At 70.8% G+C, this 16,607-nt stretch carries 12 protein-coding genes; 8 read left to right on the top strand and 4 right to left on the bottom strand.

What is annotated here, in order from left to right:
* Positions 1-12: 12 nt before the first annotated feature.
* On the bottom strand, positions 13-1,263 hold the full coding sequence (locus tag ACFVFH_RS18325) for a site-2 protease family protein (RefSeq protein WP_383769934.1): 1,251 nt from the start codon (positions 1,261-1,263) through the stop codon (positions 13-15).
* Positions 1,264-1,434: 171 nt separating this feature from the next.
* Between ACFVFH_RS18325 and ACFVFH_RS18320 the strand changes: the two genes are divergently transcribed.
* On the top strand, positions 1,435-2,280 hold the full coding sequence (locus ACFVFH_RS18320) for a RecB family exonuclease (protein WP_383769932.1): 846 nt from the start codon (positions 1,435-1,437) through the stop codon (positions 2,278-2,280).
* A gap of 26 nt (positions 2,281-2,306) precedes the next feature.
* Positions 2,307-2,978, top strand: a complete 672-nt coding sequence (locus ACFVFH_RS18315) for a response regulator transcription factor (RefSeq protein WP_361448414.1) — start codon at positions 2,307-2,309, stop codon at positions 2,976-2,978.
* A 57-nt stretch (positions 2,979-3,035) separates the two neighbouring features.
* On the opposite strand, the gene ACFVFH_RS18310 is transcribed toward ACFVFH_RS18315, so the two are convergent.
* From ACFVFH_RS18310 to metH, 3 genes are all read right to left on the bottom strand, one after another.
* Entirely contained in the window at positions 3,036-4,637 is a 1,602-nt protein-coding gene (locus ACFVFH_RS18310) for an ABC transporter substrate-binding protein (protein WP_383769441.1), read from the bottom strand.
* A 364-nt stretch (positions 4,638-5,001) separates the two neighbouring features.
* Complete coding sequence (locus ACFVFH_RS18305; RefSeq protein WP_383769439.1) at positions 5,002-5,703, bottom strand: HAD family hydrolase; 702 nt, start codon at positions 5,701-5,703, stop codon at positions 5,002-5,004.
* A gap of 120 nt (positions 5,704-5,823) precedes the next feature.
* On the bottom strand, positions 5,824-9,336 hold the full coding sequence (metH, locus tag ACFVFH_RS18300; RefSeq protein ID WP_383769437.1) for a methionine synthase: 3,513 nt from the start codon (positions 9,334-9,336) through the stop codon (positions 5,824-5,826).
* 239 nt (positions 9,337-9,575) lie between these two features.
* Here metH and ACFVFH_RS18295 point away from each other — a divergent pair, with 239 nt between their 5' ends.
* From ACFVFH_RS18295 to ACFVFH_RS18270, 6 genes are all read left to right on the top strand, one after another.
* The gene (locus ACFVFH_RS18295) at positions 9,576-10,340 is read left to right on the top strand and encodes an IclR family transcriptional regulator (protein WP_383769434.1); all 765 of its coding nucleotides are present in this window, start codon (positions 9,576-9,578) and stop codon (positions 10,338-10,340) included.
* 229 nt (positions 10,341-10,569) lie between these two features.
* Positions 10,570-11,361 (top strand): MIP/aquaporin family protein, encoded by a 792-nt coding sequence (locus ACFVFH_RS18290; protein ID WP_383769431.1) that lies wholly within the window; start codon positions 10,570-10,572, stop codon positions 11,359-11,361.
* A 56-nt stretch (positions 11,362-11,417) separates the two neighbouring features.
* Positions 11,418-12,953, top strand: coding sequence for a glycerol kinase GlpK (gene glpK / locus ACFVFH_RS18285; RefSeq protein WP_383769429.1), 1,536 nt, complete (start codon positions 11,418-11,420; stop codon positions 12,951-12,953).
* A 5-nt stretch (positions 12,954-12,958) separates the two neighbouring features.
* Positions 12,959-14,569, top strand: coding sequence for an FAD-dependent oxidoreductase (locus ACFVFH_RS18280; RefSeq protein WP_383769426.1), 1,611 nt, complete (start codon positions 12,959-12,961; stop codon positions 14,567-14,569).
* A gap of 126 nt (positions 14,570-14,695) precedes the next feature.
* Entirely contained in the window at positions 14,696-15,754 is a 1,059-nt protein-coding gene (locus ACFVFH_RS18275) for an LLM class flavin-dependent oxidoreductase (RefSeq protein ID WP_383769423.1), read from the top strand.
* Between the two features lie 132 nt (positions 15,755-15,886).
* Positions 15,887-16,558, top strand: coding sequence for a FadR/GntR family transcriptional regulator (locus ACFVFH_RS18270; RefSeq protein WP_383769421.1), 672 nt, complete (start codon positions 15,887-15,889; stop codon positions 16,556-16,558).
* Positions 16,559-16,607 lie beyond the last annotated feature (49 nt).

The raw sequence follows: 16,607 nt of genomic DNA, 5'->3' as shown, positions 1-16,607 counted from the left end.
AGCCCGGAGCGGTCAGGCGGCCGGCCGGGCCAGGGCCGCGACGAACGCGCGTTCGACATCGGCGGTGGAGAGGACGCCGTAGATCTCGCCGGTCTCCTCCAGGACGAGGTACTCGGTGGCCGGGCTGGCCTTGAGCCGGTCCAGGAGCGCCTCGCCGGACAGTTCGGCGGAGACCTTCATGCCGTCGGTGAGGTCCTGGGCGAGGCCGCTGACGGCGACCCAGGGGCGGCGGTGTTCCGGCACGCCGACGATGGCCGTCTCCCGGACGATGCCCTTCGGTGCGCCGTGTCCGTCGACGACGACGAGCGCGCGGGCGCCCGCCTCGTTGGCCCGGCGCAGGGCCTCGGAGAGCGGGGTGGCCGCCTCCACCGGGACGGCGCGCCGGGTGAGGGTGCGGGCGCGCAGCTCGGGGAGGTGTTCGCGCAGCCGGGCCATGCGCAGGCTGTTGCCCGCTCCGGTCCAGATGATCGCGGCGAGGATGGCGGCGAGCAGCGCGTCGGTGATGGTGTCCATGCCGCTGAGGTCGCCGGGGTCGTTCCCGAAGGTCCCGGTGTGGGTGAGCAGCGGGAGGCCGATCAGCGTGATGACGGCGAGGGCGCGGCCGACCCAGGCGGCGGCGACGGTGCCGCTCATCGGCCGGCCGGTGATCTTCCAGACGACGGCGCGCAGCATGCGTCCGCCGTCCAGCGGGAGGCCGGGCAGGAGGTTGAAGGCGGCGACCAGGAGGTTGGAGATCATCAGCCCGGCGAGCAGCACACCGGGCACGGTGCCGGGCGCGACGAACTTCATCCCGGCGTAGAAGACGCCCGCGAGGACCAGCGAGAGCAGCGGTCCGACGAAGGCGAGCAGGAACTCGCGGCCCGGGGTCTCGGACTCCTTCTCGATCTCGGAGACGCCCCCGAAGAACTGGAGCTGGATGCGGCGCACCGGAAGCTTGTAGCGCAGCGCCACGACGGTGTGGGCGAGCTCGTGGACGAGCACGGAGGCGTAGAAGGCGATCGCGAAGAAGAGGGAGACCAGGTAGCGCGCCGCGCCGAGCTCGGGCAGCACGCGTTCCAGCTGGCCGCCGAAGACCCAGGTGATCAGCGCGGCCACGAGGAACCAGCTGGGCGCGACGTACACCGGCACGCCGAAGGGGCGGCCCATGAGAATGCCGCCTCCGGGCTCTTCGGGGCGCTGCGGTTCGCCCTTGTCGGGTCCGGTGCCGGGGGCCTGTCCCCCTGCGCCGGGCTGCGGGCGCCCGCTGTCGCCGCTCTCGTCCACGGGGTCCCTTCGGTCGGTGCCGTACGGCACGATCATGCAGTGTTCGAGGCTGTGTGGTCGATGGTATGCCGCCCGCTGTCGGTGGCGGGCCGTAGGGTCTTCGACATGACCTCCCTGCCGCGGCCCGCTCAGCCGCCTTCCTCCCTGTCGCCGTCGCGGGCGAGTGATTTCATGCAGTGTCCGCTGCTGTACCGCTTCCGGGTCATCGACAAGCTGCCGGAGAAGCCCAGCGAGGCGGCTACCCGGGGCACGCTGGTGCATGCGGTGCTGGAGCGGCTGTTCGACAATCCCGCGGTCGAGCGCACCTCGGGCCGGGCCACGGCGCTGGTCCCGGCGCAGTGGGACCGGCTGCTGGAGTCCAAGCCGGAGCTGTCGGAGCTGTTCGCCGACGACCCCGGCGGCGAGCGGCTGGCGCGCTGGCTCTCGGAGGCGGAGAGCCTGGTGGAGCGGTGGTTCTCGCTGGAGGATCCGACGCGCCTGGAGCCCGCCGAGCGGGAGCTCTTCGTCGAGACGGAGCTGGAGTCGGGGCTGCGGCTGCGCGGGGTGATCGACCGGATCGACGTGGCGCCGACGGGCGAGGTCCGGATCGTCGACTACAAGACGGGAAAGGCGCCCCGCCCGGAGTACGCGGAGGGCGCGCTCTTCCAGATGAAGTTCTACGCGCTGGTGATCTGGCGGCTGAAGGGTGTGGTGCCGCGCCGGCTCCAGCTGGTCTACCTCGGCAGCGGGGACGTCCTGACGTACGACCCGGTGGTGGCGGACCTGGAGCGGGTGGAGCGGAAGCTTCTGGCGCTGTGGGACGCGATCCGGCTGGCCACGGAGACGGGCGAGTGGCGGCCCCGGCCCACGAAGCTCTGCGGCTGGTGCGACCACCGGTCGGTCTGTCCCGAATTCGGCGGCACTCCCCCGGTCTATCCCTTGACGGTCCGCCCGGCGGAGCCGGGGCAGGACGCGCAGGGCAGAATGGACCCGGTCCGCGCCGAGGCCGGCCGGTCTGTGGCTCTCGAAGGGCCGTGAACTCGAAGGACCGTGAAGGAGACCCTGTGGCTATCCGCGTCCTACTGGTCGACGACCAACCGCTGCTGCGCACCGGCTTCCGGATGATTCTGGAGGCGGAGGGCGATCTCGCGGTGGTGGGCGAGGCCGGTGACGGTCTCCAGGCGCTCGACCAGGTGCGGGCGCTGCAGCCCGATGTGGTGCTGATGGACATCCGTATGCCGCGGATGGACGGCGTCGAGGCGACGCGCCAGATCACCGGTCCGGGCCGCGACGGCCCGGCGAAGGTGCTGGTGCTGACCACCTTCGACCTCGACGAGTACGTGGTGGAGGCGCTGCGCGCCGGTGCCAGCGGCTTCCTGCTGAAGGACGCTCCGGCCCATGAGCTGGTGCAGGCCATCCGGGTGGTCGCGGCGGGCGAGGCGATGCTCGCGCCGAGCATCACCCGCAGGCTCCTCGACAAGTACGCGGACCACCTGCCCTCCGGCGAGGAGCCGGTGCCCGACACCCTGCACACGCTGACCGACCGCGAGGTCGAGGTGCTGAAGCTGGTGGCGCGCGGTCTGTCGAATGCCGAGATCGCCGCGGACCTGTTCGTCAGCGAGACGACGGTCAAGACCCATGTCGGTCACGTGCTGACCAAGCTCGGTCTGCGCGACCGGGTGCAGGCCGCCGTGTACGCGTACGAGAGCGGTCTGGTGCGCCCCGGCGCCCAGTGACCCCCGCTTCCCGGCCCCGGTGGGTGTCCCCCGCCGGGGCCGGATCGCCGTCCGGGCTCAGTGCGCGTCCTTCGCCAGCTCCCAGAGCTGGAGGTCGGCGGAGGAGTTGACCGCCCATTCGACGCCGGTGAGGCCGTCGCGCGAGGCGACGTACTGCTTGCCCTGCGAGATCGGCAGCACGGGGACGTCCGTGGCGACGATGTCCTGGAGCCGCTGGAAGGTCTTGGTGGCGGCGCTGCGGTCGGTCTCCCGGCGGGACTGCGGGATCAGCGTCTTCTGCGCCGCGGTCGAGGTGTAGGGCGAGTTGAGGAAGTTGTTCCGGTCGAGGAACGGCGCGATGAAGTTGTCCGGGTCCGGGAAGTCGGGGAACCAGCCCATGCCGTAGACGGCGTAGTCGCCGCGCAGCTGTGCCGGGCGGTACGTCGCCCAGGGGCTGCCCTGGACGGTGATGTCGAACAGCCCGGTGTCGTCGAACTGCTTCTTCAGGGTCGCGAACTCGGCGGGGGTGCCGGCGCCGACGCGGTCGGTCGGGTAGTGGAGCGTGACCTTCACCGGGGTCTCGACGCCCGCGGCGTGCAGGATCGCCGCGGCCTTCTCGGTGCTGGGTTCGCCGTACGCGTTGTAGAAGGCGTTGGTGTGCGCGGTGATCCCGGACGGGATCAGCGAGTACAGCGGCTCGGCCGTGGTGCCGTACACCTTGCTCGCGATCTCGCCGCGGTCGACGATCTGGGCCATGGCCTGGCGGACGGCCTTGTTCCGCACGGCCGGGTCCTTGGTGTTGAAGCCGAGGAAGTGGATGGCGAGGCCGGGCACCTCGGTGAGCTTGATGTCGTCGCTGGGGTTTTCGAGCATCCGCTGGGACTGCTCGGGCGACATGGTGCGGGTCATCATGTCGATCTTCCGGCTGTCCAGGGCCTTGCCCATGGCCTTCGCGTCGGGGAAGACGTCCAGCTCGACCTTTTCATTGCGCACCTTCACGTCCCCCTTGTAATGGGGGTTCTTCGTGAAGAGCACCTTGACGATCCGGTGGTTCTCGACCTCCGGCTTCATGGTGTACGGGCCCGAGCCGTCCACCTGGAATCCGGTGCGCACGGATTTCGCGTCGTACCGGTTCCGCGGCACGATCCCGGCGACCGGGGTGGCGAGTTTGTACGGGAAGGTGGCGTCCGGGGCACGCAGATGGAAGATGACCTCCCGCTCGCCCTGGGTCTCGACGGTGTCGATGTTGTCGAGCAGGGCGACGGGCCCGTTGGGGGCGTCGATGCGGATGACGCGGTCGATGGAGTACTTCACGTCGTCGGCGGTCACGGGCTTGCCGTCGGCGAACTTCAGGCCGCCGCGGAGCCTGCAGCGGTAGCTTTCGCTCTGGGTGTCCGTGAAGGTGCAGCTCTCCGCGGCTTCGGGCACCGGCTCGCCGCCGCCCCGCGGCACATGGACCAGGGTCTGGACGGTCTGCCGGAGCACGTTCCACACACCGGCCTCGTAGCCGATGGCGGGATCGAGCGGCGCGGGACTGTCCTTCGAGGCGACGAACTGGTCCGTGGTGCCGACGACGATGGCGGCCTTGCCCTGGCCCCCGTCATCCGACGCGCCGCAGGCGGCGAGTACGGGCGCGAGCAGGCCGGCCACGGCCGGCAGCACCAGAGTCTTGCGGTTCATCGTGGACGCTCTCCCTCATCCGTGCATGGAGAAAGCGACCTTAGTGCGCGCCCGGGGCACGGCCGGACCGGTGAAGTGCCGACGCCTCGTCACAGGGTGCGGGACCTGCGCGGCGCGCCTGTTTCCCGCGCCGGAAGGGTTTCGCGAATAACGCAATGAACCGGGACATCGCGACACCCGGAACAGACGCGCCGGGCGATCCTGAAACCCTTCCGAAGCCCATTCGGGTGATGAAACTCACGCTTTTCTCTGTTCGAATCCTTTATCGCGCCCCGGCATTCCCACACGTCCACCCGACAGAAAAAGCACCATCCGGCGCCGAGAGTTTTTCCGTTCATTCACAGAAATACTCTCGGTGCCCGGATCAACGCGTTCCCGTGACCAGACCCCGGAGGAAGGCGAGATCGACCTCTTCGAGCGAGCGGACGACCACCCGGCCGGACGCGGGGGCGATGGGCGCGACCGACGGGACGGCGACCACCCGGCAGCCCGCCGCCTCCGCGGCCGCGACCCCGGTCGCGGTGTCCTCGATGACCGCGCAGCGCTCGGGCACCGCGCCGAAGCCGGAGGCCGCGGTGAGATAGGGCTCCGGGTGGGGCTTCGTCCGGGAGACCTCGTCGCCCGCGACGGTCAGGGAGAAGTGGTGGCGCCCCACCGAGTCCAGCACCCGGTCGATGATCCGCCGGTGCGAGGCGGAGACCAGGGCGGTGGGGATCTCGTGCCTGACCAGCTCGGCCAGCAGCCGCTCCGCGCCGGGCATCAGCGGCACACCGCGGCCGATCCGCTGCTCGAAGCGGTCGTTGAGCAGCACGGTGAGTTCACCGAGCCCGATGTCCGCGCCGGTGACGTCGATGAGGTACCCGGCGCTGCGGGTCATCGGCCCGCCGACCACCACGTCCCGCCATGCCTCGTCGAGCCGGTGCCCCAGCTCGGCGAAGACCTCCACCTCCGCGTCCCACCAGAATCCCTCGGTGTCGACGAGGGTGCCGTCCATGTCGAGGAGGACGGCCTGGAGCGCGGCGTCCTCGGCCGTGCGGGTCAAGGACGCGGGGACCGTGCTGGTCATCCGGCACACCTTCCGTAAGGGACGAGAAGGCCGGCCGCCATTTCCCGTGGGAAGGGCGACCGGCCTGCACTGGACCGACCAGTCTACGACGTGTCCCGCTACCGCGCGTCGAACGACGTCCTACCGGGCGTTGAAGTACTTCGCCTCCGGGTGATGGATGACGATCGCGTCGGTGGACTGCTCCGGGTGCAGCTGGAACTCCTCCGAGAGGTGCACCCCGATCCGCTCCGGCTGGAGCAGCTCGGCGATCTTCGCCCGGTCCTCCAGGTCGGGGCAGGCGCCGTAGCCGAGGGAGAAGCGCGCCCCCCGGTACTTCAGCGCGAACATGTCCTCGACGTCGGACGGGTCCTCGCCCCCGAAGCCCAGCTCCGAGCGGACCCGGGCGTGCCAGTACTCGGCGAGGGCCTCGGCCAGCTGCACGGACAGGCCGTGCAGCTCCAGGTAGTCGCGGTAGGCGTTGGCCTCGAAGAGCTTCGCGGTCTCGCCGCCGATCTTCGAGCCGACGGTGACCACCTGGAGGCCGATCACGTCCGTCTCGCCGGACTCCTCGGGACGGAAGAAGTCCGCGAGGCAGAGGCGGCGGCCGCGGCGCTGGCGGGGGAAGGTGAAGCGGGTCCGCTCGGAGCCGTCCTCGTGGAGCAGGATCAGGTCGTCGCCCTTGGACACGCACGGGAAGTAGCCGTAGACGACGGCGGCTTCCAGCAGGTTCTCGGTGTGGAGCTTGTCGAGCCAGCCGCGCAGGTGCGGGCGGCCCTCGCTCTCCACCAGCTCCTCGTACGTCGGTCCGTCACCGGCGCGGGCCTGCTTCAGGCCCCACTGGCCCTTGAAGAGGGCGCCCTCGTCGAGCCAGGACGCGTACTCCTTGAGCTGGATGCCCTTGACGACCCGGGTGCCCCAGAAGGGCGGCTCGGGGACCGGGTTGTCGACGGCGACGTCGGAACGGACGCCCTCCTCCGGCTCCTCGACCTCCAGGACCGCGGTGTCGCGCTTGGGCACCCGGCGCTGCTTGAGCTCGGGCAGCACCGCGCCCGGGACACCGCGCTTGACCGCGATCAGCGCGTCCATCAGGCGCAGCCCCTCGAACGCGTCGCGGGCGTAGCGGACCTCGCCCTCGTAGATCTCGTGGAGGTCCTGCTCGACGTAGGCCCGGGTGAGGGCCGCGCCGCCGAGGATGACGGGGAAGTCGGCGGCCATCTTGCGCTGGTTCAGCTCCTCCAGGTTCTCCTTCATGATCACGGTGGACTTGACCAGGAGGCCGGACATGCCGATGACGTCGGCGCGGTGCTCCTCGGCGGCTTCCAGGATCGCGGAGACGGGCTGCTTGATGCCGAGGTTGACGACGTTGTAGCCGTTGTTGGACAGGATGATGTCGACGAGGTTCTTGCCGATGTCGTGCACGTCGCCGCGGACGGTGGCCAGGACGATGGTGCCCTTGCCCTCGGCGTCGGACTTCTCCATGTGCGGTTCGAGGTGCGCCACCGCGGTCTTCATGACCTCGGCGGACTGGAGGACGAACGGCAGCTGCATCTGGCCGGAGCCGAAGAGCTCGCCGACGACCTTCATGCCCTCCAGGAGGGTGTCGTTGACGATGTCGAGCGCCGGGCGGGTCAGCAGGGCCTCGTCGAGGTCGCCCTCCAGACCGTTCTTCTCCCCGTCGATGATGCGGCGCTGGAGCCGTTCGTCGAGCGGCAGGGCCAGCAGCTCCTCGGCCTTGCCCGCCTTCATCGACTTCGTGCTGACGCCCTCGAAGAGCTCCATGAGCTTCTGGAGGGGGTCGTAGCCCTCGGCGCGGCGGTCGTACACCAGGTCGAGGGCGACCTTGACCTGCTCCTCGTCCAGGCGGGCGATCGGCAGGATCTTGGAGGCGTGCACGATCGCCGAGTCGAGTCCGGCCTTGACGCACTCGTCGAGGAAGACGGAGTTCAGCACGACACGGGCGGCCGGGTTGAGGCCGAAGGAGATGTTGGACAGGCCCAGCGTGGTCTGCACGTCGGGGTGGCGCCGCTTCAGCTCGCGGATCGCCTCGATGGTGGCGATGCCGTCGCCGCGCGACTCCTCCTGGCCGGTGCAGATGGTGAAGGTCAGGGTGTCGATGAGGATGTCCGACTCCTGGACGCCCCAGTTGCCGGTCAGGTCCGCGATCAGCCGCTCGGCGACGGCGACCTTGTGCTCGACGGTGCGGGCCTGGCCCTCCTCGTCGATGGTCAGCGCGATCAGCGCGGCGCCGTGCTCCACGGCCAGCGCGGTGACCTTGGCGAACCGGGACTCGGGGCCGTCGCCGTCCTCGTAGTTGACCGAGTTCAGGACGGCGCGCCCGCCCAGCTTCTCCAGGCCGGCCCGCAGGACGGGCAGCTCCGTGGAGTCCAGCACGATCGGGAGCGTGGACGCCGTGGCGAACCGCCCCGCCAGCTCCTCCATGTCCGCCACGCCGTCACGGCCCACGTAGTCGACGCAGAGGTCGAGCATGTGCGCGCCCTCGCGGATCTGGTCACGGGCCATCTCCACGCAGTCGTCCCAGCGGGCTTCGAGCATGGCCTCGCGGAACTTCTTCGATCCGTTGGCGTTCGTGCGCTCGCCGATCGCCATGTACGAGGTGTCCTGGCGGAACGGGACGGTCTGGTAGAGCGAGGCGGCGCCCGGCTCGGGGCGCGGGGTGCGGGGGGTGACGGCGGTGCCGCGGACCCGCTCGACGACCTGGCGCAGGTGCTCCGGGGTCGTCCCGCAGCAGCCGCCGACCAGCGAGAGGCCGTACTCCCGGACGAAGGTCTCCTGCGCGTCGGCCAGCTCGGCCGGGGAGAGGGGGTAGTGCGCGCCGTCCTTGCCGAGCACGGGGAGGCCGGCGTTGGGCATGCAGGAGAGCGGGACACGGGAGTGCCGGGCGAGGTAGCGCAGGTGCTCGCTCATCTCGGCGGGGCCGGTGGCGCAGTTCAGGCCGATGAGGTCGATGCCGAGGGGTTCCAGGGCGGTGAGCGCCGCGCCGATCTCGGAGCCGAGCAGCATGGTGCCGGTCGTCTCGACGGTGACGGAGCAGATCACCGGGAGGTCGGCCCCGGTGGCCTCCAGGGCGCGGCGGGCGCCGATGATGGAGGCCTTGGTCTGGAGCAGGTCCTGGGTGGTCTCGATCAGCAGGGCGTCGGCGCCGCCGGCGATCATGCCCTCGGCGTTGCTCTGATAGGCGTCGCGGAGCTTGGTGTACGGGGCGTGGCCCAGCGTGGGCAGCTTCGTACCGGGGCCCATCGAGCCGAGCACCCAGCGCTGCTGTCCGGTGGCGACGGTGAACTCGTCGGCGACCTCGCGGGCGATGCGCGCGCCGGATTCGGAGAGCTCGAAGACCCGCTCGGGAATGTCGTACTCGCCCAGGGCCGCCAGGTTGGCGCCGAAGGTGTTCGTCTCCACGCAGTCCACGCCGACGCCGAAGTACTCCTCGTGCACGGAGCGCACGATGTCGGGGCGGGTGACGTTCAGGATCTCGTTGCAGCCTTCCAGGTTCTGGAAGTCGTCGAGGGACGGGTCCTGCGCCTGGAGCATGGTGCCCATGGCACCGTCGGCCACCACCACACGGGTGGCGAGCGCCTCACGGAGGGCTGCGGCTCGGTTCCGGCTGTCGGCGGAAGGGGTCGGCGACGAGGCCATGGATGTACTCCCTGGGATGCGACGGCTGTCGGCTTTGCGTCTTCGGTGGAAGGCGCACCAGGCCAGCCTAGCCGGGCGGCGCCCGGGGCCGTCATTCCGTCCCACGGAACGGACTGCATGCTGTGCGGGGGGATGTCCGGTTCGCAGCGGCGCCGCGGTTTTGCCGAGCGGTCGAGCACGGGTCGGCATCGACCGATAGTGTTCAGCATTGTCGAACCGAGGTGGAGGAGTACGGCGCGATGGCCAAGAACATCCAGTCGCTGGAGCGGGCGGCGGCGATGCTGCGTCTGCTGGCAGGCGGCGAGCGGCGGCTGGGGCTGTCCGACATCGCCTCGTCACTGGGCCTGGCCAAGGGCACCGCGCACGGCATCCTGCGCACGCTCCAGCACGAGGGCTTCGTCGAGCAGGACGCGGCGTCCGGCCGCTATCAGCTGGGCGCGGAGCTGCTGCGCCTGGGCAACAGCTATCTGGACGTCCACGAGCTGCGGGCCCGCGCGCTGGTGTGGACGGACGACCTGGCCCGCTCCAGCGGCGAGAGCACGCATCTGGGGGTGCTGCACCAGCAGGGCGTCCTCATCGTGCACCACGTCTTCCGCCCCGACGACAGCCGGCAGGTCCTGGAGGTCGGGGCCATGCAGCCGCTGCACTCCACGGCCCTGGGCAAGGTCCTCGCGGCCTACGACCCGGTGGCGCACACCGAGGCCCTGGAGGCCGAGCGGCAGTCCTTCACCCCGCGCACCGTCACCGGCGCGGAGGAGTTCGAGGCGATGCTCGACCTGATCCGGGCGCGCGGCTGGGCGGCCGATGTGGAGGAGACCTGGGAGGGCGTGGCCGCGGTGGCCGCCCCGATCCACGACCGCCGGCGGATGCCGGTCGGCGCGGTGGCCGTGACCGGCGCCGTGGAGCGGGTCTGCGCGGACGGGGAGCTGCGCCCGGAGCTGATCGCCGCGGTGCGCGACTGCGCGCGGGCGGTCTCCCGCGATCTGGGGGCCGGGCGGTTCTGACCGCCGGGCGGGGCCGGTAACGATCGAGTTATAGGCCACACAACCCTTGACGGCTGATTCACCTGGGGGAAGCATTGCCGTTCACCGGTCGGCATTGTCGAACACCTAACGGAAATTGGCGTTAGGGTGTGACTGCGCCAAGGGCCGGAAACCGCCCTCACACGAGGGCGCGGACCACCGGAGGGACCCGGGGTTCGGCTTCCCTGGACGAAGGACAAAGGAGTCGCGGGTGTCCAGCTCCGACATCTTCATCGGCGAGACCATAGGTACCGCCGTACTCATCCTGCTCGGCGGCGGTGTCTGTGCCGCCGTCACGCTCAAGCGCTCCAAGGCGCAGAACGCCGGCTGGCTCGCCATCACCTTCGGGTGGGGTTTCGCCGTGCTGACCGGCGCGTATCTGGCCGGTGGCGTTTCCGGCGCGCACCTCAACCCGGCGGTCACCATCGGCCTCGCGATCGAGGGCGGCACCAAGTGGAGCGATGTTCCGCTCTACCTCGGCTCCCAGCTGCTCGGCGCGATGATCGGCGCGGTGCTGGTCTGGCTGACGTACTACGGGCAGTTCCGGGCGCATCTGACGGACCCGGAGATCGTGGGCGCCCACTCGGGTGAGGACGGCATGGTCGACCAGTCCGCCGCACCGGAGGCAGGCCCGGTCCTGGGCGTCTTCTCCACCGGCCCGGAGATCCGCCACGCCGTGCAGAACCTGGCCACGGAGATCATCGCCACCGTCGTGCTGGTCCTGGCGATCCTCACCCAGGGCCTCAACAACGAAGGAAACGGCCTGGGCACGCTCGGCGCGCTGGTCACCGCGCTGGTGGTCGTCGGGATCGGTCTCTCGCTCGGCGGCCCGACGGGTTACGCGATCAACCCGGTCCGCGACCTCGGTCCGCGTATCGTGCACGCGCTGCTGCCGTTGCCGAACAAGGGCGGTTCCGACTGGGGCTACGCGTGGATCCCGGTCGTCGGGCCGCTCGTCGGCGGCGCGATCGCGGGCGGGCTGTACAACGTCGCCTTCGCCTGAGCCGTGACGCCCAGAGCCATGACCCCCATGACCACACAGACTTCCGGGAGCACACCGTGACCGACGCACACACCACCGGCCCGTTCATCGCGGCCATCGACCAGGGCACCACCTCCAGCCGCTGCATCGTCTTCGACAAGGACGGCCGGATCGTCTCCGTCGACCAGAAGGAGCACGAACAGATCTTCCCGAAGCCGGGCTGGGTCGAGCACGACGCGACCGAGATCTGGGAGAACGTCCAGGAGGTCGTGGCCGGCGCCGTCGTCAAGGCGGGCATCACGGCCGCCGACGTGAAGGCGATCGGCATCACCAACCAGCGCGAGACCACGCTGCTCTGGGACAAGAACACCGGCGAGCCCGTCCACAACGCCCTCGTCTGGCAGGACACCCGGACGGATGCGCTCTGCAAGGAGCTCGGCCGCAACGTCGGCCAGGACCGCTTCCGCCGCGAGACCGGGCTGCCGCTCGCCTCCTACTTCGCCGGGCCCAAGGTCCGCTGGCTGCTCGACAACGTCGAGGGGCTGCGCGAGCGCGCCGAGCGCGGCGACATCCTCTTCGGCACCATGGACTCCTGGGTCATCTGGAACCTGACGGGCGGCACCGACGGCGGCGTCCACGTCACCGACGTCACCAACGCCTCGCGCACGCTCCTGATGAACCTGCACGAGATGAAGTGGGACGAGCGGATCCTCCAGTCGATGGAGATCCCCGCCGCGGTGCTCCCCGAGATCCGTTCCTCCGCCGAGGTGTACGGGACCGCCAAGGGCGGCGTGCTCGACGGGGTCCCCGTGGCGTCCGCGCTCGGTGACCAGCAGGCGGCCCTCTTCGGCCAGACCTGCTTCTCCGAGGGCGAGGCCAAGTCCACCTACGGCACCGGCACCTTCATGCTGATGAACACCGGTGAGACGCCCGTCAACTCGTACAACGGGCTGCTGACGACCGTCGGGTACCGGATCGGGGACCAGAAGCCGGTCTACGCCCTGGAGGGCTCCATCGCCGTCACCGGTTCGCTGGTGCAGTGGATGCGCGACCAGATGGGCCTGATCAAGTCGGCGGCCGAGATCGAGACCCTGGCCCTGTCGGTCGAGGACAACGGCGGCGCGTACTTCGTGCCCGCGTTCTCGGGCCTGTTCGCCCCGTACTGGCGCTCCGACGCCCGAGGCGTCATCGCCGGACTGACCCGCTACGTCACCAAGGCGCACATCGCCCGTGCCGTCCTGGAGGCCACCGCCTGGCAGACCCGCGAGATCACCGACGCCATGACCAAGGACTCGGGGGTCGAGCTGTCCGCCCTCAAGGTCGACGGCGGCATGACCTCCAACAACCTGCTGATGCAGACGCTCGCCGACTTCCTGGACGCACCCGTGGTGCGGCCGATGGTCGCCGAGACGACCTGCCTCGGCGCCGCCTACGCCGCCGGCCTCGCCGTCGGCTTCTGGCCGGACACCGACGCACTGCGCGCCAACTGGCGCCGGGCCGCCGAGTGGACCCCCCGCATGGACGCGGACACCCGCGACCGCGAGTACAAGAGCTGGCTCAAGGCCGTGGAGCGTTCCATGGGCTGGCTCGACGAGAACACTGCCGAGGAGTAATCGACATGACCACCCTGCAGAGCGTCCCGGCCCTCGGGACCCACCCGGCCTCCGGCTCCCTCCCGAGCCGTGCCGAAACCCGGGAGCAGCTGTCCAAGGCGGCGTACGACCTCCTGGTGATCGGTGGCGGCATCCTGGGCATCTCCACCGCCTGGCACGCCGCGCAGTCCGGGCTGCGGGTGGCCCTGGTGGACGCCGGCGACTTCGCCGGCGCCACCTCCTCCGCCTCCTCCAAGCTGCTCCACGGCGGTCTGCGCTACCTGCAGACCGGCGCGGTGAAGCTGGTCGCGGAGAACCACTTCGAGCGGCGCGCGGTCTCCCGTGAGGTCGCCCCGCACCTCGCCAATCCGCTCACCTTCTACCTGCCGGTCTACAAGGGCGGCCCGCACGGCGCCGCCAAGCTCGGCGCGGGCGTGTTCGCGTACTCGGCGCTCTCCGCGTTCGGTGACGGGGTCGGACACGTCATCAGCCCGGCGCGGGCCCGGCGCGACGTGCCCGAGCTGCGCACCGACAACCTGAAGGCCGTCGCGGTCTACGGCGACGACCAGATGAACGACGCCCGGATGGCGCTGATGACCGTCCGCGCGGCCGTGGACGCGGGCGCGGTCGTCCTCAACCACGCGGCGGTGACCGGCCTGCGCTTCACCAGGGGCCGGGTGACCGGCGCCGAGCTGGAGGACCGCACGGACGGCACGGAGTTCGGCGTCGACGCCCGTCTCGTGCTGAACGCCACCGGGCCGTGGGTCGACCACCTGCGCAGGATGGAGAACCCGGACGCGGCGCCCTCCATACGCCTGTCCAAGGGCGCGCACCTCGTGCTGAAGCGCACCCGCCCGTGGAAGGCCGCGCTGGCCACCCCGATCGACAAGTACCGCATCACCTTCGCCCTGCCGTGGGAGGACATGCTGCTGCTCGGCACCACGGACGAGGAGTACGAGGGCGATCCCGCGGACGTCGCGGTCAACGAGAAGGACACCGCCCAGATCCTCGACGAGGCCGCGTTCTCGATCAGGGACCAGCAGCTGTCGCGCGATCTGATCACCTACTCCTTCGCCGGTCTGCGGGTGCTGCCCGGCGGCCCCGGCGACACCTCCAAGGCCAAGCGCGAGACGGTCGTGACCGAGGGCCGCGGCGGGATGCTGTCCGTCGCGGGCGGCAAGTGGACGACCTTCCGCCACATCGGCCGTACGGTGATGAACAAGCTGGCCGCGCTCCCCGGGCACCCGCTCGCGGAGGACATGGAGCCGATCGCGCACCTGCCGAAGAAGCTCCCGCTGCCGGGCATCGCCAACCCGAACGCGGTGGCGCACCGGCTGCTGGTCGACGGCGCCGCGCCGGGGCCCCGGATGGCGGCCGACACCGCCCGCCACCTCGCCACGCACTACGGCTCGCTCTCCTTCGACATCGCCCGGATGGCCAACGAGGACCCCGCGCTGGCCCGCCGCATCCACCCGGACGCGCCGGAGATCTGGGCGCAGGTCGCCTACGCCCGCGACCACGAGTGGGCCGAGACCGCGGACGACGTGCTGCGCCGCCGCACCACCCTGACGATCCGGGGCCTGGCGACGGACGAGATCCGGGCAGACGTCGAGACCATGCTCGGCGACCGGGGCTGACGTACCCTCGGGGGCGGCTCCCGTGCGGAGCCGCCCCTCGGGCACACGCCCGCGCGGCGCCCCGCCCCGGTGAACGCGCCACACGGCCGCCATACGGGTGCAATAAGGCGCGGGGACAGTTGAGCCATGAAGTTCTCCGTGCTCTCCCTCATCGGCCACGCCCCGCACCCCCTCGACCACCGGCTCCCCTCCGCCGCCGAGCGGTTCGAGGAGGTGATCGGGACCGGTGTCGTCGCGGAACGGCTGGGCTTCGACGCGTACGCGGTCGGCGAGCGGCACGCCGGTCCCTTCCTCTCCTCCAGCCCGGGCGTGGTGCTCGGCGCGCTGGCCGCCCGCACCTCCGCCATCCGGCTGCTGACCGGTGTCACGGTCCTCGCGATCCTCGATCCCGTGCGGGTGGCCGAGGACTTCGCGACGCTCGACCAGATCTCCCGGGGCCGGATCGAACTCGTCGTGGGCAAGGGCGCCGAGGCCGGCCACTTCGACCTCTTCGGGCTCGACGAGGAGCGGCAGTGGGACCTCCAGCGGGAGAAGTACGAGCTGCTGCGGCGGCTCTGGAGGGAGGAGGGCGTCGACTGGGAGGGCGCGTTCCGGCCCGCGCTGAAGAACACGACGACGCTGCCGCGCCCGTACGCGGGACCGCCGCGCGTCTGGCACGGCTCGGCGACCAGCCTCGACTCCCCCGAACTGGCGGCGCGCCACGGCGATCCGCTGTTCACCGCCAACGCCGTCCAGCCCCGTGCGGCCTACGCCCGGCTGATCGACCACTACCGGGAGCGGTTCGAGGCGTACGGTCACGATCCGGCACGCGCCCGGGTGGCCGCGGGGTCGGGCGGGCTGCTGATCGCCGACAGCTCGCAGCAGGCCGTGGAGCGGTACAAGGAGCTGTACGAGGCGAAGGTGGCGCAGTCGTTCCGGCCGCATCTGGAGGGACGGGCCGGGTACAACACGCCGTTCCGGACGATCGAGGAGGCCGTCGCGGACGGCCCTCAGCTGATCGGCAGCCCGCAGCAGATCATCGACAAGATCCTTGGCTGGCACGAGGTGTACGGGCACGACCTCCAGTCGGTCACCGTGGACGGCTTCGGACTGGGCCGGGACGAGCAGGCCGAGACGCTCCAGCGGTTCGCGGAGGAGATCGCCCCGGTGGTGCGGCGCGAGGCGCCCTCCACTCTCTGGGACTGACCCCGGCGGGCCCGCACCCGGGACGACCTGCGGCAGACCTGGTTCATCCGCCTCTTCCGACCCGCATAATGAAGAGATACATCGGATGTCTGAACCCAGTTCTGATTCCCGTCCGGATCCAGGAGGACCGTCATGGCTGTCACCGACGAGGCGATCGAGAAGATCAAGGGAATGATCGTCTCGGGTGCGCTGCGCCCCGGCGACCGGCTCCCCAAGGAGAGCGAGCTCGCCGCGGAGCTCGGGCTGTCCCGCAACTCGCTCCGGGAGGCGGTACGGGCCCTTTCGCTGATCCGCATCCTCGATGTGCGCCAGGGCGACGGCACGTATGTGACCAGCCTCGACCCGCAGTTGCTCCTGGAGGCGCTGAGCTTCGTGGTGGACTTCCACCGCGACGACACGGTGCTGGAGTTCCTCGCGGTCCGCAGGATCCTGGAGCCCGCCGCGACGGCGATGGCCGCCACCCGGATCAGCGAGGCCCAGCTCGATGTGCTCAGCTCGCAGCTGGACGCCCTCGGGGCGCAGCCCTCGGTGGAGGAACTGGTCGCCTGCGACCTGGAGTTCCACCGCGGCATCGTGCAGTCGTCCGGGAACTCGGTGCTCTGCTCACTGCTCGACGGGCTGTCGGGTCCGACCACCCGGGCACGGGTCTGGCGCGGGCTGACGCAGGAGGACGCGGTCAGCCGTACGCTCCACGAGCACCGGGCGATCGTGTCCGCGCTGCGGGACCGGGACGCGGAGGGCGCGCGGGCCTGGGCGACGGTGCACGTGGCGAGCGTGGAACAGTGGCTGCGTTCGACGCTGTAGCGCCGGAGGGGGCGGGCGGGGCCCGCCGGCCCGCCCGCCCCCTCCCCAA

Source organism: Streptomyces sp. NPDC057697 (assembly GCF_042799335.1).
Taxonomy (GTDB): Bacteria; Actinomycetota; Actinomycetes; order Streptomycetales; family Streptomycetaceae; genus Streptomyces.
This window is presented reverse-complemented; position numbering and strand designations above follow the sequence as displayed.